The sequence below is a fragment of the Massilia eburnea genome, from assembly GCF_009720745.1.
GTDB lineage: Bacteria > Pseudomonadota > Gammaproteobacteria > Burkholderiales > Burkholderiaceae_D > Rugamonas > Rugamonas eburnea.
The window spans coordinates 354,105-373,390 of record NZ_WNKX01000001.1 but is presented as its reverse complement, the minus strand read 5'-3'; the positions used below and the strand labels follow the sequence as shown (position 1 = coordinate 373,390).

Annotated in this window: 23 protein-coding genes, 2 tRNA genes and 1 riboswitch; of the genes, 12 read left to right on the top strand and 13 right to left on the bottom strand. The window is 61.2% G+C overall.

Annotated elements, in window-relative coordinates; genetic code table 11:
• Window positions 1–4 precede the first annotated feature (4 nt).
• Complete coding sequence (locus tag GM658_RS01885) at window positions 5–910, bottom strand: LysR family transcriptional regulator (protein ID WP_155452306.1); 906 nt, start codon at window positions 908–910, stop codon at window positions 5–7.
• Between the two features lie 116 nt (window positions 911–1,026).
• On the opposite strand from GM658_RS01885, the gene GM658_RS01880 reads away from it, so the two are divergent.
• Window positions 1,027–1,416, top strand: coding sequence for a RidA family protein (locus GM658_RS01880; protein ID WP_155452443.1), 390 nt, complete (start codon window positions 1,027–1,029; stop codon window positions 1,414–1,416).
• A 74-nt stretch (window positions 1,417–1,490) separates the two neighbouring features.
• Here GM658_RS01880 and GM658_RS01875 read toward each other — a convergent pair whose 3' ends face one another.
• Window positions 1,491–3,437: a phosphatase PAP2 family protein gene (locus GM658_RS01875; protein WP_155452305.1), complete on the bottom strand. Its 1,947-nt coding sequence runs from the start codon at window positions 3,435–3,437 to the stop codon at window positions 1,491–1,493.
• Window positions 3,438–3,689: 252 nt separating this feature from the next.
• Here GM658_RS01875 and GM658_RS01870 point away from each other — a divergent pair, with 252 nt between their 5' ends.
• Window positions 3,690–4,520 (top strand): substrate-binding periplasmic protein, encoded by an 831-nt coding sequence (locus GM658_RS01870; protein WP_170298629.1) that lies wholly within the window; start codon window positions 3,690–3,692, stop codon window positions 4,518–4,520.
• A gap of 72 nt (window positions 4,521–4,592) precedes the next feature.
• Here GM658_RS01870 and GM658_RS01865 read toward each other — a convergent pair.
• The 10 genes from GM658_RS01865 to GM658_RS01820 form a co-directional block, all read right to left on the bottom strand.
• A tRNA-Lys gene (locus GM658_RS01865) sits at window positions 4,593–4,668 on the bottom strand.
• 18 nt (window positions 4,669–4,686) lie between these two features.
• Window positions 4,687–4,762, bottom strand: a tRNA-Lys gene (locus GM658_RS01860).
• A gap of 64 nt (window positions 4,763–4,826) precedes the next feature.
• On the bottom strand, window positions 4,827–5,576 hold the full coding sequence (gene ybgF, locus GM658_RS01855; protein WP_155452303.1) for a tol-pal system protein YbgF: 750 nt from the start codon (window positions 5,574–5,576) through the stop codon (window positions 4,827–4,829).
• Window positions 5,577–5,663: 87 nt separating this feature from the next.
• Window positions 5,664–6,188, bottom strand: a complete 525-nt coding sequence (pal, locus tag GM658_RS01850) for a peptidoglycan-associated lipoprotein Pal (RefSeq protein ID WP_155452302.1) — start codon at window positions 6,186–6,188, stop codon at window positions 5,664–5,666.
• 55 nt (window positions 6,189–6,243) lie between these two features.
• Window positions 6,244–7,506: a Tol-Pal system beta propeller repeat protein TolB gene (tolB, locus tag GM658_RS01845; RefSeq protein WP_443093802.1), complete on the bottom strand. Its 1,263-nt coding sequence runs from the start codon at window positions 7,504–7,506 to the stop codon at window positions 6,244–6,246.
• 14 nt (window positions 7,507–7,520) lie between these two features.
• Window positions 7,521–8,354, bottom strand: coding sequence for an energy transducer TonB (locus GM658_RS01840; RefSeq protein ID WP_155452300.1), 834 nt, complete (start codon window positions 8,352–8,354; stop codon window positions 7,521–7,523).
• Window positions 8,355–8,363: 9 nt separating this feature from the next.
• Entirely contained in the window at window positions 8,364–8,804 is a 441-nt protein-coding gene (locus tag GM658_RS01835; RefSeq protein ID WP_229416708.1) for an ExbD/TolR family protein, read from the bottom strand.
• A gap of 15 nt (window positions 8,805–8,819) precedes the next feature.
• A complete protein-coding gene (gene tolQ / locus GM658_RS01830) occupies window positions 8,820–9,509 on the bottom strand; it encodes a protein TolQ (RefSeq protein ID WP_155452299.1) in 690 nt (229 codons plus the stop codon).
• 18 nt (window positions 9,510–9,527) lie between these two features.
• A complete protein-coding gene (gene ybgC, locus GM658_RS01825) occupies window positions 9,528–9,926 on the bottom strand; it encodes a tol-pal system-associated acyl-CoA thioesterase (RefSeq protein ID WP_155452298.1) in 399 nt (132 codons plus the stop codon).
• A gap of 119 nt (window positions 9,927–10,045) precedes the next feature.
• A complete protein-coding gene (locus tag GM658_RS01820) occupies window positions 10,046–10,789 on the bottom strand; it encodes an SDR family NAD(P)-dependent oxidoreductase (RefSeq protein ID WP_155452297.1) in 744 nt (247 codons plus the stop codon).
• A gap of 210 nt (window positions 10,790–10,999) precedes the next feature.
• Window positions 11,000–11,112: riboswitch (ZMP/ZTP riboswitch) on the top strand.
• 81 nt (window positions 11,113–11,193) lie between these two features.
• On the opposite strand from GM658_RS01820, the gene glyA reads away from it, so the two are divergent.
• The 10 genes from glyA to GM658_RS01770 all read left to right on the top strand — a co-directional run bounded on the left by glyA (window position 11,194) and on the right by GM658_RS01770 (window position 18,303).
• Window positions 11,194–12,438, top strand: a complete 1,245-nt coding sequence (glyA, locus tag GM658_RS01815) for a serine hydroxymethyltransferase (protein ID WP_155452296.1) — start codon at window positions 11,194–11,196, stop codon at window positions 12,436–12,438.
• Between the two features lie 78 nt (window positions 12,439–12,516).
• Entirely contained in the window at window positions 12,517–12,990 is a 474-nt protein-coding gene (gene nrdR, locus GM658_RS01810; protein WP_155452295.1) for a transcriptional regulator NrdR, read from the top strand.
• Window positions 12,991–13,050: 60 nt separating this feature from the next.
• Complete coding sequence (gene pilV, locus GM658_RS01805; protein ID WP_155452294.1) at window positions 13,051–13,602, top strand: type IV pilus modification protein PilV; 552 nt, start codon at window positions 13,051–13,053, stop codon at window positions 13,600–13,602.
• Complete coding sequence (locus GM658_RS01800; protein ID WP_155452293.1) at window positions 13,599–14,489, top strand: PilW family protein; 891 nt, start codon at window positions 13,599–13,601, stop codon at window positions 14,487–14,489. The genes pilV and GM658_RS01800 overlap by 4 nt, the downstream gene beginning before the upstream one ends.
• Before the next feature lie 9 nt (window positions 14,490–14,498).
• Entirely contained in the window at window positions 14,499–15,131 is a 633-nt protein-coding gene (locus tag GM658_RS01795) for a pilus assembly PilX family protein (protein WP_155452292.1), read from the top strand.
• Window positions 15,128–15,568 carry a type IV pilin protein gene (locus tag GM658_RS01790; RefSeq protein WP_155452291.1) on the top strand — a complete coding sequence of 147 codons (441 nt, stop codon included), beginning with the start codon at window positions 15,128–15,130 and terminating at the stop codon, window positions 15,566–15,568. Before GM658_RS01795 ends, GM658_RS01790 begins: the two co-directional genes overlap by 4 nt.
• Window positions 15,496–16,149 (top strand): GspH/FimT family pseudopilin, encoded by a 654-nt coding sequence (locus tag GM658_RS01785; RefSeq protein WP_155452290.1) that lies wholly within the window; start codon window positions 15,496–15,498, stop codon window positions 16,147–16,149. The genes GM658_RS01790 and GM658_RS01785 overlap by 73 nt, the downstream gene beginning before the upstream one ends.
• Window positions 16,146–17,243: a bifunctional diaminohydroxyphosphoribosylaminopyrimidine deaminase/5-amino-6-(5-phosphoribosylamino)uracil reductase RibD gene (ribD, locus tag GM658_RS01780; protein ID WP_155452289.1), complete on the top strand. Its 1,098-nt coding sequence runs from the start codon at window positions 16,146–16,148 to the stop codon at window positions 17,241–17,243. The genes GM658_RS01785 and ribD overlap by 4 nt, the downstream gene beginning before the upstream one ends.
• Window positions 17,244–17,251: 8 nt before the next feature.
• Window positions 17,252–17,872 (top strand): riboflavin synthase, encoded by a 621-nt coding sequence (locus GM658_RS01775; RefSeq protein WP_155452288.1) that lies wholly within the window; start codon window positions 17,252–17,254, stop codon window positions 17,870–17,872.
• An 89-nt stretch (window positions 17,873–17,961) separates the two neighbouring features.
• Entirely contained in the window at window positions 17,962–18,303 is a 342-nt protein-coding gene (locus GM658_RS01770) for a hypothetical protein (protein ID WP_155452287.1), read from the top strand.
• A 211-nt stretch (window positions 18,304–18,514) separates the two neighbouring features.
• On the opposite strand, the gene GM658_RS01765 is transcribed toward GM658_RS01770, so the two are convergent.
• On the bottom strand, window positions 18,515–19,228 hold the full coding sequence (locus GM658_RS01765) for an SDR family oxidoreductase (RefSeq protein ID WP_155452286.1): 714 nt from the start codon (window positions 19,226–19,228) through the stop codon (window positions 18,515–18,517).
• Window positions 19,229–19,286: the final 58 nt, after the last annotated feature.

The following is a 19,286-nucleotide window of genomic DNA, read 5'->3' as shown; positions in this document are numbered from 1 at the left end:
TTCGCTAACGTCGCTGTAATTCCTGCCGCGCCATCAATTCGACGATCCAGTCGATGAATACGCGAAGCGGCTTGCGAACATAACGATTGGGCGGATATGCGACGTGGAGCGGCATCGGATCGATTCGCCAGTCGGTGAAGAGCCGCATCAGCGCGCCGCTGGCGACATGTTCCCTTGCCATATAGTGCGGTAGCCATAACACGCCAAGCCCGGCCAGGCCTGCTGTCAGGTAAGCGTTGCCGTCGTCGATCGCCAGGAAGTAGCGGCCACTGATCTTGACCCGTTCTCCGGATTTCTCCATTGCGTAAGGCAAACCGTTTGTCCAACGATAGTTGATGATGCGGTGGCCGGCGCTGTGCAAATCATCTGGAGTCTTCGGCGCTCCCGCCTGCGCCAGGTAGGATGGCGCAGCATAGACGCCCAATTCCAGGTCAGCGATGCGTCGCGCAACGAGCGATGCATCCTCGATTTCGCCACCCCGCAGCACGCAGTCGACATTGTCGCCAATCAGGTCGACCTTGCGGTCGCTGGCGCCGAGATCAAGCTGGATCTCCGGGAAGCGGGCGTGGAAATCAGGCAGCGCCGGCACCAGGACGATGTTCGCAAATGGGCTCGGAACATCCACCCGCAACAGGCCTCGCGGCGCAGTGGATTCGCCGAGGATATTGTTTTCGATGTCTTCCAGATCGGCCAGCAGGCGGATCACGCGCTCGTAATAATCAGAGCCGGCCGTCGTCACGTTCACTTTACGGGTCGTTCTGTTGAGAAGCTTGATGCGCAGTGCGGCTTCCAGCTGCTGCACCAGCTGGGTGACGGTGGTTTTGCTGACATCCAGTGTTTCCGCTGCCTTGGTGAAGCTGCCGGCCTCAACAACGCGAACGAATGCCCGCATGGCTTCCAGTTTGTCCATCTGTTGGCTTCAGTCATAGTTTGGCTTATCCAAACAGTGTAGCAATGTTTTTGCTGTTTATCGGAATGATTGCCGACGCTAAAGTGCTTGCATTCACCAACACAAGGAGAAGCAGCATGAAATCACCCGAAACCATTTTTCCCGCCGGGCGGCACGAACTTTACACGGCTCATAAATACTCGGCGGCGATCCGTTCAGGCGACTTGCTGTTCGTATCCGGCCAGGTCGGCAGCCGTGGAGACGGCGCCCCCGAACCGGAATTTGAGGCACAAGTGCGGCTGGCGTTTGAAAACCTGAAAGCGACGCTGGAGGCGGGAGGGTGTGGCCTGGGCGATATTGTGGACGTAACGACTTTCCACACGGACCCGCAAAGCCAGTTTGACACGGTCCTGGCAGTAAAGGACGAGATCTTCCCGACTGCGCCTTATCCGAACTGGACCGCTGTTGGCGTCAACTGGCTGGCAGGGTTCGATTTTGAGATCAAAGTGATTGCCCGGATTCCTTAATGCCCTCATGAGCGTATTCGGCCACGTACGAACCATATATTGGCCCGCGGCCTTGACCCGCCGCGGGCATTTACTTAGTTCCCGATGGTCAGCGCGAGTGCGGTCGCACCGTAGTTTGGCGTCACGTTGGCGAAGCCATCGACCTTGATGGCGCTGAATTTGCCCCTCAGCCTGGCGGCTGTGATGACGACCAGCACGTCACCGGCCTTGGGCTTGTAGCCATTGGCGAACTTCACGTGCAGCGTGCCGCCGGCGATGGTGGCCGCGGACGATACAGCCAGGCTGCCCTGGCCGCCGGCTGGGCCCCCGAGGTCCAGCTCCAGCGTGGTGTCCCCGCTCAATTGGGTGTATTTGCCGCTGATCGTCAAAGCGCCTGGCGCGTTGGCGACCAAGGTGCCACCGCTGACATACACGTCGCCGCTACCGAAGGCTGCGGCGGAATCGCCTTCCAGCGTGCCACCCGACAGTTCCGTGCCGCCGCTCCAGCTGTTGGCGCCGGCCAGCTTCAATGTGCCCGTGCCTTGTTTGACCAGTTTGCCGGTGCCGCCGATGTCGTTGCGCCAGCGGTCCACCGCGCTGAAGCCGCCCTTGCTGGCGTCCATGACGATGGTGACGTTGCCGTTGAACGCGCCGTAGCCGTCGGCCGCAGCGAACAAATTCAAACGGCCCCAGCCCTCAGCGTCATCGATGACCGGATAGCCCGATGGCAGCGCTGTCGTCTTCAGCACCACACGGCGCTGCGCGTCGCTCAGGTAGGGCAGGCGGGTTTCCAACAGTACTTCGGCGCTTTTCGGCACCGTTGCAGGGACGTTGGTGGCCGCAATCGGCGCGAAGCCATAGCTGCTGCGGCGCAGGTAATTGGCCTTATTGGTCGCGTAGTCGGCAAAGCGGTCGTTGGCTGCCGTGCCCGACTGTGCAAAGGCCGCGAAGGTATCGGCCGTGGTCCCGGTTGCCGCCATCAGTGCCGTGTGCGCTTGCGCGACAGCGGCGGCTTTTTTCGCCGCATTTAAGGGATCGGCGAGGTTGGCGGCAGCGCTGGCCTGGCCAAGGATGCGGCCGCTCAGCACATCGAGCGGCGAATGCATGCCGGCCAGGATGCGCGATTCACCCAATTCAAGGCCTCGGCTCAGCATTTCCTGGAAGCGCTCCGGTACGGCGTACGCCATGGCGACCGCATCGCGCATGGCTTCGGCTGAATGGCCGCTGGTAAAGCCGCCATCGGTGGTCGGGTTGCTGCTCTTGGCCGGTACCAGCGCCGGCAGCACCTGCACGCTGCTGCTCCAGCGGTAGGGGCGCGCATATTTGTAGAAGCGCTTGGCAGGCTCGGTGGAAGCATTGTTGCCGACCAGGTTGACCAGGTCGACCACGCTGCCGAAATTGGCGTTAGCGCTACCTGCGACGCCGGTATTGTTGCCGCTGTCGTTGTACAGCACGGCGGTGGCGTCGGCCGCCACGGTGGTGATGCTGGTGGTCTGCTGCGCCGCGTTGCGCCAGGCATTGGTCAGCGGTCCCATGCCATCGGTGACGCTGTAACCTTTGCCGCGGCGGTCATCGAGGTAGGCCTGCACGGCCTGATCCGGCGTACGGTTGGCGGTCGCTTTGACGACGTAGTCGATATTGGCTTGATGCACAGCGGCGTTGAGCACCTGGCCATCCGGGGAGCCGTCGTTCGGCACGCCGCTCCAGCTCGAGGCGACGACGGCCGGGAAGGCGCCGGCGGCGGGCGCACTTACGCCGGCATCGACGATTTCGGTCAGTGGCTTCCAAATGTTAAGAAATCCACCCAGGACACGCACACCGGCATTGGTATCGAGCGTCGCATAACGCGCATCGCCGCGCTGGTTGGTCGCGCTGGTATCGACAAACGCAGCGACCGTGGGGAGTGCCGCCACCTCCGCCGCGCCCTGGTCGGCCGGAGCGGCGGGAATGACCAACGGTTCTTCGGTGGAGCCGCCGCAGGCGCTCAAGGCCAGCGCGATGCTCAAGGCCAGGATGTGGGGACGAGATGAAAACAAGTGCATAACAATTACCGTGCGTGGGTTGAAAACCCAGCAAGGTAAAGGGGGCTTGTGACACGCCTGTTACGCGCGACTGCAGATTGCAAATATGATCGCACGATACCCAAAACAATATCACTCGCTCGCCGGCAACTGCAGCCGCTTGCCTGGTGCTGGCGAACGGCGCTAGACTGGTTTCAATCATGCAATATTGAGATTGGAAGGTGCATGCCCCGAAGCCGATCCTGTCTGTTTGCGTTCCTCACTTCGATATGTGTGCTGGGCGCCCTGCGTTGGGCCTCTGCCAAGGAGCCGGTGGTGGTCTTTTATCCGCCGCCTTATTCAGAAACCGATACGCGGGACGTGTACACGACGCGCCTGCTCGCCATGGCGCTGGAAAAGTCGGGCGGCCGCTTTGTCGCGCGGCCAGCAGAGGGCAAGATGCTTCAGGGCCGTTCGCTGTTGATGCTGCAGCAAAGGCGCGGCATTGACGTCGCTTGGGCAGCGACTTCAAACGAGATCGAAGCCCGGGTGCATCCAGTCCGGATACCTATTTTCAAAGGACTGATCGGATACAGGCTATTGCTGATTGCCCGCAGCGATGCGGAAAAGTTCAGCAAAATCAGGACGGCGGAGGAACTCAAGGTACTGGTAGCAGGGCAGGGACACGATTGGATCGATACCCCGATCCTGCGCGCAAACGGCTTCCGGGTGCACAGCGGTTCATATTACGACGCCATGTTCAAGATGCTGGCCCAGCATCGCTTCGACTATTTCCCCCGCTCGGTGCTGGAGATCTGGGCCGAGGCCGAGGCGCACAAGGATGAAGGGCTGATGATCGAGCCGCACCTGATGCTGCGCTACCCCAGCGCGGTCTATTTCTTTACCAGCAAGGAAAACACTGCCTTGGCGCAGGCGATCGAAAGCGGCCTGGAAAAGATGCTGCGCGACGGTTCTTTCGACAAGCTGTTCAATGAGCACCATGCCGAGTTGCTGGCCAGGGTAGGCATGGAGGGGCGGATCGTTTTTGACCTGGAAAATCCAGAACTTCCGCCCGGCACGCCAGTCGAGCGGCCAGCCTTGTGGCACCGGCCGCCTGAGCGCTAAAAATGCTTCTTATTGCCAAGTTGAAAACAAAAAAGCCCACGAACCGAAATTCGTGGGCTTCTCTGCGTATCTTGGTAGGCCGTGCGGGGCTCGAACCTGCGACCAACGGATTAAAAGTCCGCTGCTCTACCAACTGAGCTAACGACCCAAGGTTCCTCTATTCGAATGGTAGGCCGTGCGGGGCTCGAACCTGCGACCAACGGATTAAAAGTCCGCTGCTCTACCAACTGAGCTAACGACCCGTCGAAAGAAGAAGCGAGATTATAGGCTGGACCGGCCCAGCTGTCAAATCCCCGCTAGAACTTTTTATTTGGCTTTCAGGCGGTCCTTGGCGGTGGCGGCTGCCGGGGTGCCTGGATAGTTCTTTATCAACTCTTGCAACGTCTTCTTGGCGTTGGCAGTGGCCTTCAGCTCGGTCTGGCAGCTGGCGATGTTCAAGAGGGCGTCCGCGGCCTTCGGATTGTCAGGCCAGGTCTTCACGACCACCTGCTGTGCGGTGATGGCGTTTTTGCAGTCGCCTTGGGCGTAGTAGGCGTTGCCCAGCCAGTATTGCGCGTTGGGCGCGTAGGCGGAGGCGCCAAAGCGCTTCACGAAGTCGCCCAGTGCGTTGGCTGCGCCTTTGTAGTCGCCGCTCTTGAACTGGCCCATCGCGTTGTCATACGCGTTCTGTTCATCCATGTTGACGGAGGATGTCTGGCCGTCAATGGTCACCTGGCGCGGCTCGAGCTTTTTCAGGCGGGCGTCGAGGTCGGTGTAGTAGTCCTTCTGGCGCTTTTGCGCGATCTGGATTTCGTTGAGCAGGATTTCGGTCTGGCCGCGCAGGCGCGCGACTTCTTCGCGGAGCTGGTCCTGCTGCGCGATCATGTCCAGCGTAGTGCTCTTGTCGGTCTTGGTGTCGATCAGGTTTTTCAGGTCCGCTTCCAGCTTGGCGACTTTGGACTTCAGGTCCATGATGGCCTTGCGCGCTTCATCATCGTCGAACAGGCCGGCAGAAGCGGTCAGGGGCAGGGTGGCGGCAAACAGGGCTGCCATCAGGGCAGACTTAGTGAATTTCATTTTTCTTCCTTGCACAAAAAAAGAAATGGGGCAGGGCGCAGTATAAACTGCGCGCTGCCCCTTGTGCGGCATTACTAAGCTACTGGATTACTTAGCTTTGTAAACGATGTCAGCACGGCGGTTCTGTGCCCATGCTTCTTCGTTGTGGCCTTCAGCCTTTGGCTTTTCTTTGCCCAGGGATACGGCTTCCATGCGGGAGTCGGCTACGCCCAGAGCGGCCAGCGACTTGCGCACAGCTTCAGCACGCTTCTGGCCCAGGGCCAGGTTGTACTCGGCGCCGCCGCGTTCGTCGGTGTTACCTTGGATCAGGATGGTGCGCTGGTTTTTGCCCAGGTATGCAGCGTGGTTCTGCACCACTTCCTGGCCGTCAGCTTTAACAACGTAGCTGTCGAAGTCGAAGTACACGGAACGGTTCGCCAGCTTGCCGCCTGGGATGTCCAGTTCGTCAACTTGCGCAACTGCTGGCTGCACCACTTGTGGCTTTTCCACTGGGGTTTGAGCCACTGGCTTTTCTTCCACGACTGGTGGTTTGGTTTCTGGTGCTGGGGTGGAGCAAGCTGCCAGCAGGGCGGCGGTGCTGAGGATGAAGGCTACGTGTTTTACGTTACGCATTTTTATTTCTCCTGGTCGTTAAAGGTGCTACTTCTCGTTTACTTCTTCTACTTCTTTACTTCATGAAAGGACCCCAAGTGGGTTCCTTGATATTGCCCGCCTGAATACTCAGGCGCTGCTTCACTCGGCCGTCTGTCGATGCCACAGCCAGCGAGCGGCGGCCGCCGTTCTGAGTGGCGTACAGGATGTACTTGCCATTCGGAGCGAAGCTCGGCGAATCGTCGCTGGTGGTGTCGGACAGGCGTTGCTCTTGGCGGGATTCCAGGTCCAGTGTGAACAGCTGGAAGGCGCCGCCATCGCGCCGCGAAATATAAGCCAGCGTCTTGCCATCGGCGGAAATGCGCGGGCTGATATTGTACTGGCTGCCAAACGTCAGGCGTTGCGGGTCACCGCCATTGACGCTCATGCGATAAATCTGCGGACCGCCGCTGCGGTCGCTGGTGAAATAGATCGACTGGCCATCGGGGCTGAATTGCGGCTCGGTGTCGATGGTGGTGCCATTGGTCAGGCGACGCAAGCCGCTGCCGTCGGCATTGGCGATGAAGATCTGCGTGTTGCCGGTCTTGGACAGGGCCACGGCCAGGCGTTTGCCGTCCGGCGACCAGGCAGGCGCCGAGTTGTTGCCCTTTTCGTTGGCGATCACGACGCGCTGGCGGGTGGTCAGGTTTTGCACGTACACCACCGGCTTGCGCTGTTCGAACGAAACGTAGGCCACCTTGGTGCCGTCAGGCGACCAGGAAGGGGAGATGATCGGCTCGGTCGAAGTCAGCGCCGGGATAATGTTCTCGCCGTCGGCATCCGCAACTTCCAGGCGGTACTGCTTGCCTTGCTGGACCACGTACGCAATACGGGTCGAGAAGATACCTTTAATGCCGGTAAGCTTTTCATAGATATCGTCGGCCAGCTTGTGGGCTGCCAGGCGGGCGAACTGGTTCGGCACTGCGGTTTTCAGGGCCGACAGGTCCTTGCCCTGGGTGGAAATCAGGCGGTACTGCACCTCGAACGCGCCATTTACGGAGGGCACCACGGCGCAGGCGGCAACCGCCTCGACGCCGAGCGATTTCAGTCCGGTCGCATCGACCTGCATCAGGTTATTGGTCGGCGTGATGTCGATGACCTTGAACATGCCGCTGCGGGTCAGGTCGGCCTTGATGATGTCCGAAATCTGGGCCGGCGCTGCAGCCTGATTGGCGCAAGGGCCGATTGCCACAGGAATCTGGTTGCTGCCCACGCCGGAGATTTCGACTTGCAGCTGCGCCTGCGCCGACAGCACGAACGCCGCGCCAGCCAGTGCCATCAGATATTTTGCGTTATTCATCATTCTCTGCATCCTTATTGCCGCATTTCCTTGAGTTTGAAGGTCGCCGTGATCTCGCGTTCCACCGTGCCATCCTTGCGCTTTGGCAGAGGGGAGGCGTTGCGGATCGCGCTCTCGATCGCGGAATCATATGCCGGAACGCCGCTGGATTTTACCCTGCGAACGCCCAATACTTCACCAGACGGCAGTTGCGAGATGGTGTAGACGGCTTCGACGTCTTCCTGGCCTGGGTAGTTCAGGAAGCTTCGGATACGCGTCACGATCGCAGCTTTGTAGCCATCGTCCAGCCGCGGTGCGGTGGACCTGGCTGCCGTGCCGGTGGAGCCGGCTGCTGCCTGGCCCGTGATGCGCTGCAATTCCGCAGCACGGGCTTTGGCCAGCTTTTCCTTCTCTTTCAGATCAGCCAGTTTCTTGGCTTTTTCTTGTTCCAGCTTGTCCTTCTTTTCTTGCTCGGCGAGGCGCTTCTCTTCGTCGATCTTCTTCTTCAGTTCGGCAAGCTTTTTCTCTTCAGCTTCCTTCTTTTCTTTCTCTTTCTTCTTCTGCAGCGCGATGTCCGGCTCTTTCGGCAGAGGCTTCACCTCTTCCGGCGGCGTCTCCTTCACTGGCGGCCGCTCCGGTTCCGGCTCCGGTTCCTTCACAGGCTCGGGCTCCGGTGCTTTCGGCGCGGCCATCTGCGTGGTCACGTCCCAGATCTCGGCATCGACGCCGGTCGGGTCGTTATTCCAGCGGATGCCCACCCACAGGAAGGCAAACAGCACGCAGTGCATGGCCAGCGCGAGCAGGAACGCGCGCGTCCCGCCGTGCCGCTTGGGCACACGGTATGGACCGCCAGCATTTCCCATCGTCATTGCCATGCCTTACTTGGTTGCCAGGCCAACGCGGTTAATCCCCATCTTCTTCGCTTCGGAAATCAGAGTGATCACATCGTCGTACTTGCTTTCCTTGTCGCCGGCGATCAGCACCGGATACTCAGGATATTGTTCGTGCAGGCCGCGCAGCTTGCGCACCAGCGCATCGCGGTTCGGCTCGGTCTCTGGCGCTTCGGCCGACTTGCCGGCGATGCCGATCATCAGCGAGCCGTTCGGCTTCACCTGCACCTGGATGTAGGCATCCGGCGGGCGCGAGGCTTTTTCAGCGTGCGGCAGGTCGATCGAGCTCGGGTTGTTCGAGGTCGGCATCACCATGAAGATGATCAGCAGGCAGAGCATCACGTCGATGTAGGGCACGACGTTGATCTCGGACTTCAGCTTGCGGCCGCCGCGGCTGCCGCGCATGCCACTGGAGAAGGAGGATGCCATCTTCTGTTTCGCCTATTAACGGGACTGGCGCTGCAGGATGTTCGAGAATTCTTCAACGAAGCTCTCGAAGCGGATCGCCAGGCGCTCAATATCGTGCGAGAAGCGGTTGTACGCCACCACGGCCGGAATCGCCGCGAACAGGCCAATGGCGGTTGCGATCAGCGCTTCGGCAATACCTGGCGCCACAGCCGACAGCGTCGCCTGCTGCACATTGGCCAGGCCGCGGAAGGCGTTCATGATGCCCCACACGGTGCCGAGCAGGCCGATGTATGGAGAGACCGAGCCCACCGAAGCCAGGAAGGCCAGGTGCGCATCCAGCGCATCCATCTCGCGCTGGAAGGCAGCGCGCATGGCGCGGCGGGCGCCGTCCAGCACGTCACCCATATTCATGTCGCGGCTGGTGGCGGCAGCTTGCTTGCCCTTGATGAACTCACCCATGCCGGCTTCGAAGATGCGGGCCAGTGCGCCGCTGTTGGCGCGGTTGCTGCCGGCGCTGGCGTGCAGGGCGTGCAGGTTGCCGCCGGCCCAGAAGGTCTTTTCGAATTCGATCGTTTGCTTGCGCGCACCGCGCACATCAAACAGCTTCTTGAAGATGTAGGACCAGCTGATGATGGAAATCGCAAGCAGCAGCACCAGGATCAACTGAACGATCACGTGCGCGTTGGTGATTAAGGAGATGAAAGAAAGGTCTTGAGTGACGTTCATTGTTTTACGGTCTAATTATTAGGCGCGCATGCGGGCCGCGACAGCATCGGGCACGGCGCGCGGACGCAGTGCGGAATCAACGCAGCCAACCTTGACGTGGGCAGTATTCAGCAGGCGGCCGCCGCACCACGCCTCCTGTACGAACTGGATCGAAGCGCGGCCCAGTTTATCTATGCGAAGCGTCAATTTTATTACATCGTCCAGACGCGCCGGCGCGTGGTAGTCCGCGCTGACGTTTTTGACAACAAACATGGCGTCGTGCTCACGCAGCAGGATGTCCTGGTTAACGCCGAGGGAGCGCAACCACTCAGTGCGTGCGCGCTCGAAGAACTTCAGATAGTTCGCGTAATAGACAATCCCGCCGGCGTCCGTGTCTTCGTAATAGACGCGGACCTCCCAGGTGAACTCAGACGACATAGATAGAAGAGCTACTAAGTGAGAATCGGCAACATTTTACGTCAAATAATTCGCCGAAATCTCTATTTGCACAATCTCGTAACAATTGCTTACGGTTTTCCCTTATATGGGCCGGCATTTTAGCTGCGTTTAATGGCAAACGGGGAGAAACCTTGGCAAGTTGGCATCAATTCAATCGAATTCACATTAATGTGTTGCGGCAATGTTGCAATCCAGAAAGCCGTATTCGCGATGTCGTCCGCGGTCAGCGGGGTGGTGCCCTCGTAGACTTTGGCCGCGGCGGCATCGTCCTTCAGGCGCACGTTGGAAAATTCGGTGCCGCCGCACAGTCCCGGCGCAATATTGGTAGCGCGCACACCGGTGCCGATCAGGTCGGCACGCAGGTTGAGCGTGAACTGTTCGACGAAAGCCTTGGTGGCGCCGTAGACATTGCCGCCCGGGTACGGGTAGGCGCCTGCGACGGAGCCGAGATTAATAATGGTGCCTCGGCCGCGTTCCACCATGCCGGGCAGCAGTGCGCGGGTGATGGTGACCAGGCCGGTGCAGTTGGTGGCGATCATGGTTTCCCAGTCTTCCAAGGAAGATTCCTGGGCGCCTTTGACGCCGAGCGCCAGGCCGGCGTTGTTGATCAGGACGTCGATTTCCTGCCAGCCGGCGGGCAGGGAGGCGAGGGCGGCGGTGATGGCGGCTTTGTCGGTAACGTCGAGTTTAACTGGGAGCAAGTTCGGGCCGAGTTCGGCGGCCAGGGTTTCCAGGCGCTCGACGCGGCGGCCGGCCGCGATGACTTGATGGCCGTTCTTGACGAAAACACGCGCCATCGCGGCGCCAAAACCGGCAGTTGCGCCGGTAACTAACACGATCATGGTCGAACTCCCAATATTAATGGGGGGATTTTAGCCTTAAACCCGGTAGGGCGGGGTCAGACCCAAGGGTCTGACCCAGGTGTGCTGAAGCCGCAGGCCAATGATCAGACCCGGATTTACCGGGTTTAGGCCGAATCAAACGCGAAACCAGCCGAATCCAGCCAAACGATTGCCGGATTTTCCCACTTAAATTACAATCTTGGCTCCATTACGGTCTCACGTAACTGGCGAAAAACTGGCAGGCAGCTTGGCGCCGCTGGTGAGAGGTGGGCAACCACCGGGGAACGTGAGATATCAAACAGCCGTTCGCCTGGGCAGCCACGATGGAATCGTACGATTTGGCTGCCCTGTCATTTTTGGCTCCCAATTCGATCCAATCTGCCTTAAAAAACTGGAGTAATTTCATGTTCGCAAAAGATCACACCCTCGCCAACGTTGACGCGGAGCTGTTTGCCGCCATCCAGAACGAGAACAAGCGCCAGCACGACCACATCGAGCTGATCGCGTCTGAGAACTACACCTCGCCAGCCGTCATGGAAGCCCAGGGCTCCCAGCTCACCAACAAATACGCCGAAGGCTACCCAGGCAAGCGCTACTACGGTGGCTGCGAGTACGTGGACGTCGTCGAGCAACTGGCGATCGACCGCGTGAAGCAGCTGTTCGGCGCCGAAGCGGCCAACGTGCAGCCTAACTCCGGTTCCCAGGCGAACCAGGGCGTGTTCTTCGCCGTCCTGAAACCAGGCGACACCATCATGGGCATGTCGCTGGCGGAAGGCGGCCACCTGACCCACGGCATGGCCCTGAACATGTCCGGCAAATGGTTCAACGTTGTTTCCTACGGCCTGACCGCGGAAGAAGACATCGACTACGACGCGATGGAAGCCCTGGCGAAGGAACACAAGCCAAAGCTGATCATTGCCGGCGCATCCGCGTTCTCCAAAAAGATCGACTTCGAGCGCTTTGCTAAAGTCGCCAAGGCCGTTGGCGCCTACTTCATGGTCGACATGGCCCACTACGCTGGCCTGATCGCCGCTGGCCTGTACCCGAACCCGGTTCCGCACGCTGACTTCGTGACCTCCACCACCCACAAGTCCCTGCGCGGCCCACGTGGCGGCATCATCCTGATGAAAGCCGAACACGAAAAGATCATCAACTCCGCGATCTTCCCTGGCATCCAGGGCGGCCCGCTGATGCACGTCATCGCCGGCAAGGCAGTGGCCTTCAAGGAAGCGCTGTCGCCGGAATTCAAGGCCTACCAGCAGCAAGTGGTGAAGAACGCCGACGTGCTGGCCAAGACCCTGATCAAGCGCGGCCTGCGCATTGTGTCCGGCGGCACCGAATCGCACGTGTTCCTGGTCGACCTGCGCGCCAAGAACCTGACCGGCAAGGAAGCGGAAGCGATCCTAGGCCAGGCGCACATGACCTGCAACAAGAACGGCATCCCTAACGACCCACAGAAGCCATTCGTGACTTCCGGCATCCGCCTGGGTTCCCCAGCGTTCACCACCCGCGGTTTCAAGGAAGCCGAAGCGGAACAAGTGGGTAACCTGATCGCCGACGTGCTGGATAACCCGCACGACGCCGCAACCATCGAGCGCGTGAAAGCCGCTGTGAAGGTGCTGGCTGATAAATTCCCTGTTTACGCCTAAGCACCCGGTTGGTACTATCGAGGCGCCGGATCGCGAGGTCCGGCGCTTTTTCATTACATAATAAGAGACGCTCCATCAATGAAATGCCCGTTCTGCCAGCACGATGATATCCAGGTCCTCGACACCCGCGTGTCGGAGGAGGGGGACGCCATCAAGCGGCGCCGGCGCTGCGTGAACTGCGACAAGCGCTTCACGACATGGGAGCGGATCGAACTGACCATGCCGTATGTGGTCAAGAAAAACGGCAGCCGCACCGAGTATTCGGCCGACAAGCTGCGCGCCAGCCTGATGCTGGCCTTGCGCAAACGTCCCGTTGCTGCCGAGTCGGTCGACAAGGCCGTTTCCTCCATCGAAGAAAAGCTGCTGACCAGTGGCCAGCGTGAAGTCGATTCCGTCTACGTTGGCGAGCTCGTCATGGCTGAGCTCAAGCGCCTCGACAAAGTGGCGTACATCCGCTTTGCTTCCGTCTACAAAAACTTCGAAGACCTGGCCGAATTCCAGGACGCGATCGAAGCTGTTGGCGACGGTCAAGAGCTCTCCCCCAAGGCTTGAGATTCCGCAAACCCGTGTGACCGCTGCTGGCTAATGTGATCAGCAGGGGAGGGCTGCGCCATGCGTCGCCAGGTTGCGGGGTTCACGATGGTGGAAGTGCTGGTTGCCGTGCTGCTGCTGGCTGTCGGGCTGGTGGGCGCGCTGGCAATGCAGGCACACGCCATGCGCACGCGACAGGAATCGGCACTGCTGACCGAAGCCATGCAGGCCGCCGCCACGCTCGCCGACCGCATCCGCGCCAACGCTGCGCAGTCCTCCGCTTACCTGGGCTTTGAATTCGACGCCGCTGCAGCGGTGGCCGCAGGCGATGCGACCGCCGCCGACTGCTTCGTGGCCGAGTGCGATGCCGCTGCACTTGCGCAGTACGATCTTGGCGCGTTCCGTCAGCAACTGCAATCCTCCCTCCCAGCGCCTCGCGCACTGACCTGCCGGGATGTATCCGCCGCCCCTGGCGGCCGATTACAGTGGGCTTGCTCGGGTGAAGCCAACGCTCCCATCGTCATCAAGATCGGTTGGCGTGGCAGCAACTCCAGCGGCATCGGCCCCGGCCCGGTCGCTGGCCCCGCCGTCGCGCTGCCAGTTGCTTTGTTCGCCCCAGGGAGTACGCCATGAAAGCGCGACAAGCTGGCCTGGCCTTGTCCGAAGTTCTTGTTGCGATGGCACTTAGCCTGCTGGTTATCCTCGCTGCCGCCTCACTGTTGCACGCGTCGAATGGCGACTTCCTGCACAACGGCGCCAATACCCGCATTGACGACAATGGCCGCTTCGCGCTGGCTATCGTCACACAGGCCTTGCGGCAAGCCGGTTATCCCGGCGAACCCGGCGAGTCCAGCGATCAAGACGGCGCCGGCGCTGCGGCACCGGCCGGCCCATTGCCCCCGCTCGCCATCGAAGGGCGCGATGCGGCCAGCGTGGCAAGCAACGCAAACGAACTCGGTGCGCCGCTGCCAGCAATCAACGGCAGCGACGCGATCGCCATCCGCTACGCGGCCGGCGCCCTTGCAGGCGCTGGCGCTGGCAGCGCCATGCTGAACTGCGCGGGGTTCCCCGCCAGCCCTGGTGAATGGGCCTGGAGCATCTTCTACGTCGCAGAAGCCAGCGATGGCGTCGCCGAACTGCGGTGCAAGTACAAAGGACCGCACGGCTGGGGCAGCGACGCCGTGATCCGCGGCGTGGATTCCTTCCAGGTACTCTACGGCATCGACACCGACACCCCGCGCGACAACGTTCCCAACCTCTACCTCAGCGCCAGCGCCATCGACGCTCGCGATGCTGCGCTTCCACCGGCGGAGCGGGCGATGCGGCCCACCTGGCGCCGCGTCACCAGCGTTCGCATCGCACTACTCCTGCATGGTGAGCGCGGCTCACGCACCGGCACCCGGCTGAGCATCTATGAACTACTGCCAGGCGAGCACCTGGACGAAGCCCGCTTGCCGCCCGCAATGCAGCGCCGCGCCCGCCGCCTGTTCGCGGCCACCGTGGCGCTGCGTAACCCGTAAGGAACCGCCATGCACCACCAGCGCGGCATCACGCTTCCCGTGACAATGTTGATGCTTCTGGCAGCACTGGCGATCGGCGCATCGGCAGCGCAAATGGCGATGCTTGGCGAGAAGTCCGCCCGTGCCGAACGAGACCACCTGATCGCCTTCCAGGCGGCGGAGGATGCCCTGATGGACGCAGAACGTGATATCAACGCCGGCCTTGGCCAGCCAATCGAAGCCCCGGCCCCGGCGCCTGTCACCGGCAGCCAGCATGCCACCGGCCAGCCGCCAGATGGCCACGTCCAGCAATCGGCCGTCGGCGGCCCCGGACCAGCGCCGGCCTGGCAAGTCGTCGACCTGGCTGGAAATGGCGGTACGGAATATGGCGCGCTGACCGGAGCCGCCATGCCGGTCGGGCAGGGCAGCCTGCCGTTCCGTCGCCCGCGCTACCTGGTGGAGCGCGTAGCCTATACGCCTGCCGGCGCGCCGCCAGCCTACTATTATCGGGTGACCGTGATGGGTTTCGGCCCGCGTCCCGGTACGGAAACGGTGCTGCAGGCCAGCTACACAGAGCCAACGCCGGTACACCGCCACAGCTGGCGTGAAATCATGGACTGGCAGTCGCTGCACGACGCAGCCGGCAGCGGGACCGAACCATGAAACGGCCAGCCAGCGGCAGCACGCTGATCGGCGTGCTCATTGCCATCGTCATTGCCGCCATTCTGGCTGCCGTCGCGCTTCCGGTATGGCATGAAGCGGTCGTGCGCATGCGCCGCAGCGAAGCGCAAGCCACGCTGCAAGAGTTGATGCAACAGCAGGAGCGCTATTTCACGCGCTACAACAGCTATGCAGCATTTTCAGCGCTGAACGCGAACGAGTTCCGCTGGTGGTCTGGCCGCGCTGCCAGCTCCAGCGCCTACGAGCTTGAGGGGAAAGCCTGCGATGGCCAGGAAATCCGCGACTGTATCCAGCTTGTCGCCACACCTGGTACGGCCAATGTCGACGCGAACTTCAGGGACCCGAGATGCGAACGCCTCATCCTCACCAGCAGTGGACTCCATCTCGCCACCGGCCCCGCCCGCGATTGCTGGCGCTAATCAGGAACCCGGCGCCGTTGCTGCACCACGCGGGAGCGGGCGCCGCTGCGCACGCCAGGCCGGCATTCACGCTCCTGGAGCTGATGATAGCCCTCGCCATCGTCTCCATCCTTTTCGCCTCCGCGCTGCCGGATCTTAGCAATATGCTGGCTGGGCGGCAGCTGCGCGCCGCCTCGTCCGACCTGCTGGCAGCCATCAATGACACCCGCGCCCAGGCGATCGCCCGCCGCCGCGTTGTCACGCTGCTGGCTGAAAACGGCGACTGGCAGCAAGGCTGGCTGGTCATTGTCGACGCCAACGCCAATCGCAGCGCCGACCCGGGCGAGCAGATTCTCGCCCGGCACAAGGCGCCACCCGGCAGGCTGGTCATCCGGGCAAGCTTCACCGACGCCACGGCCCCGTTTTACGTCGCATATAATGCAGCAGGACGCAGCTGCCGCGCCGCCTACCCGAATGCCGCCAACTTTGGCACCATCACCCTTGAACTGGACGGCGTGCAGCGCAATATCAAGATCAATATGCAGGGCAGGGCGCGCTTATGCGACCCCGCCTTGGAACCGTCAACTTGCGCGAGCATATGAACATCAACAGCGACCTCGAAGGCATGCAGCTCGCCCTGCAATGGGCGGAAAAAGGCCTGTTCACCACTTCCCCGAACCCGCGCATCGGCTGCGTGATCGTGCGCGACGGTGTCGTGATCGGCGAGGGCGTCACGCAGCCTGCCGGCCAGGATCACGCCGAAATCCAGGCCCTGAAAGACGCCAGGCGGCGCGGCCACGACGTGCGCGGCGCCACCGCCTACGTCACGCTGGAACCGTGCAGCCACCACGGCCGCACGCCGCCATGCGCCGACGCGCTGGTGCGCGAAGGCCTGGGCCGCGTGGTCGCCGCAATGGAAGACCCTAATCCGCTGGTCGCCGGCAACGGCATGGCACGCCTGTCCGCCGCCGGCATTGAAGTCGCCAGCGGCCTGCTGGCCGAGCAAGCCTATGAAATGAACATCGGCTTCTTCCACCGCATGCGGCATGGGCTGCCTTGGGTGCGCATGAAGACCGCCGCCAGCCTCGATGGCATGACGGCCCTGCATAACGGCCAAAGCCAGTGGATCACCGGCCCGGAGGCGCGCGCCGACGGCCACGCCTGGCGCGCCCGCGCCTGCGCCATCCTGACCGGCATCGGCACCGTCAAGGCCGACGACCCGCAGTTGAACGTGCGTGCCGTCGAAACTCCTCGCCAGCCGCGCCGCATCGTCGTCGACAGCAAACTGGAAATCAGCCCGCAGGCACGCGTGCTGGAGGGCGGAGGCACCTGGATCGTCGCCGCGGCCTACCATCCGGAGAAGGAAGCGGAGCTGCGCGACAAGGGCGCCGAAATCATCGTGCTGCCCAACGCCCACGGCAAGGTCGACCTGCCCGAACTGATGCGCGAGCTGGGCCGCCGCCAGATCAACGAACTGCACGTGGAAGCGGGCGGCAAGCTGAATGGCTCCATGATCCGCGAAGGCTGCGTGGATGAGCTGCTGGTCTACCTCGCACCGACCCTGCTCGGTGACGCACAAGGCATGTTCGCCCTGCCTGCGCTGACTGAGCTCAGCGGCAAGCATAATCTGAAATTTCACGAGGTTAAGCAAGTCGGCGCCGATTTGCGTATCCTTGCCAGGTTCAACCCACATTAAAGACCATTATGTTTACTGGAATCGTCGCCGCAGTTGGCAAAATCAAAACCGTAACTCCGCTGGAAGGCGGCGCCGAGGCAGGGGTACGCCTGGACGTTGATGCCGGCGGCCTTTCGATGGCCGACGTCGGCCTGGGCGACTCGATCGCCCTGAATGGCGCCTGCATGACGGTGGTGGAGAAAACCGCTACCGGCTTCACCGTCGATGTTTCGCGCGAAAGCCTGAACAAGACCGTCGGCCTGGACACCACCACCGAAGTGAACCTGGAAAAAGCCCTGACCCTGGCCGAGCGCTTGGGCGGCCACCTGGTTTCCGGCCACGTCGATGGCCTCGGTGTGGTGCGCAAATTCGAGCCGGTCGGCGAATCGCACGAACTGGTGATCGAAGCCCCGCGCGACCTGGCCAAATACCTGGCGTACAAAGGCTCGGTGGTGGTGAATGGCGTGTCCCTGACCGTCAACCGCGTCGAAGACAGTGCCAGCGGCTGCCAGTTCTCGATCAACCTGATCCCCCACACCATCCAGGTCACTACCTTGAAGCACCTGAAGGCAGGCTCCAAGGTCAACCTCGAAATCGACCTGATCGCCCGCTACGTGGAGCGCATGCTGTCGCTCAATAAGGTGGGGTAATTCGCCTGGCCCGCATCCTCGGGTTTCTTAAGCTGGCCGCCATTGTTGTCGCCTCACTGGCGCTGCTATGGTTGGCGTTTTGTTTCGCCATGTATCGCATCCCTTCATCGGAACCGGCGCATGTCGTTGAAGGGGAGGTCCATTTCAAACAACTCGAGTTGAGCCTTTCGAACCGGGCGATATTCGAGGAGATGCTTGGAAACCGGCGCATCCGGCTTGACCGGCCCGAAGACGCCGATGATGTACCGGCTTTTTATGTGCCTGAAACGCAAAAGCGAATGCTTTGGGAAGCGGATCCGTTCAAATTGCAGGAGCGTAACCAAACACTGCGTATTAAGTTGAATTCCCGCCGATTGCTGTTTGGCGGGAACGGGCCTGCAGAAGTTATCAGCATCGAGCGGATCAACAAGGAAGCGAGAATTAGCAAGTAAGGCGCTATCCTAAGCACATCTAGCTCGGCTGTCGTTAACGTTTGCAGGCTGCCAGCCATAGCTTTTGCTGCGGACACTGCGGCACCGGGAAGTCTTCGCCTGGCTGGTTCTTCTCGCGGCCGGCCTGGCTCAGCGGTCGAAAGCCTCTGTTTTAAACACTTTCTGCGGCCCATGGGGGAGTGCAGCACGTAGTGCTACACCCTTGGCGCAATTAAGCAGCGGTGCGTGCGGCGGCGATGTAGGCCGGAAGCTCCGCGTTGATGCCGAGTTTTACCTGGCGGGTGAGATCGTCCGCCAGCACTTCTTCTTTGCCTTCCGCCAGCGCTTTGAAAATTTGCGCGGCCACTTCTTCCGGCTTGATCTTCGCGACTTCATAGCCGGCGGTCATGTCGGTCTCCATATAGCCCATGTGGGCGCCCACCACGAGCGTGCCTTGGGGCGCCAGCTCGATGCGCAGGCCGTTGGTCAGTGCCCAGGCGGCGGATTTCGACATGCTGTAGGTGTTGGTCGGGCCCTGGCTGTACCAGGCCAGTACGGACAGGATATTGACGATGGCGCCGCCGCCGTTGGCTTTCAGTGCCGGAGCGAAGCCTTTGCTGAGCAGCATAGGACCGATCAGGTTGGTCTCCAGTTCGGCACGTGCTTGTTCCAGGGCGTTGTCGGCCAGGATGCCGCCGGCGCGGACGATGCCGGCGTTGTTGATCAATACATTTACATCTTTTAATTCACGGGTGACGGCTGCGATTTCGTCGTGGTTCGTCACGTCCAGCTGGACCGGGGTAACGCCGGGCAGGGTGACCGATTTTGGGTCGCGCGCGGCGCCGTAGACTTTTTTAGCGCCGGCGGCCAGGGCGGCTTTCGCCAGTTGCAAGCCCAGGCCACGGTTGGCGCCAGTGATGAATACGACGGAATCTTTGAGGTTCATGGTTTTTCCTTTGAGGGTTTATTGATGACGATCATCATCGAGTGACTTAATAATAGTG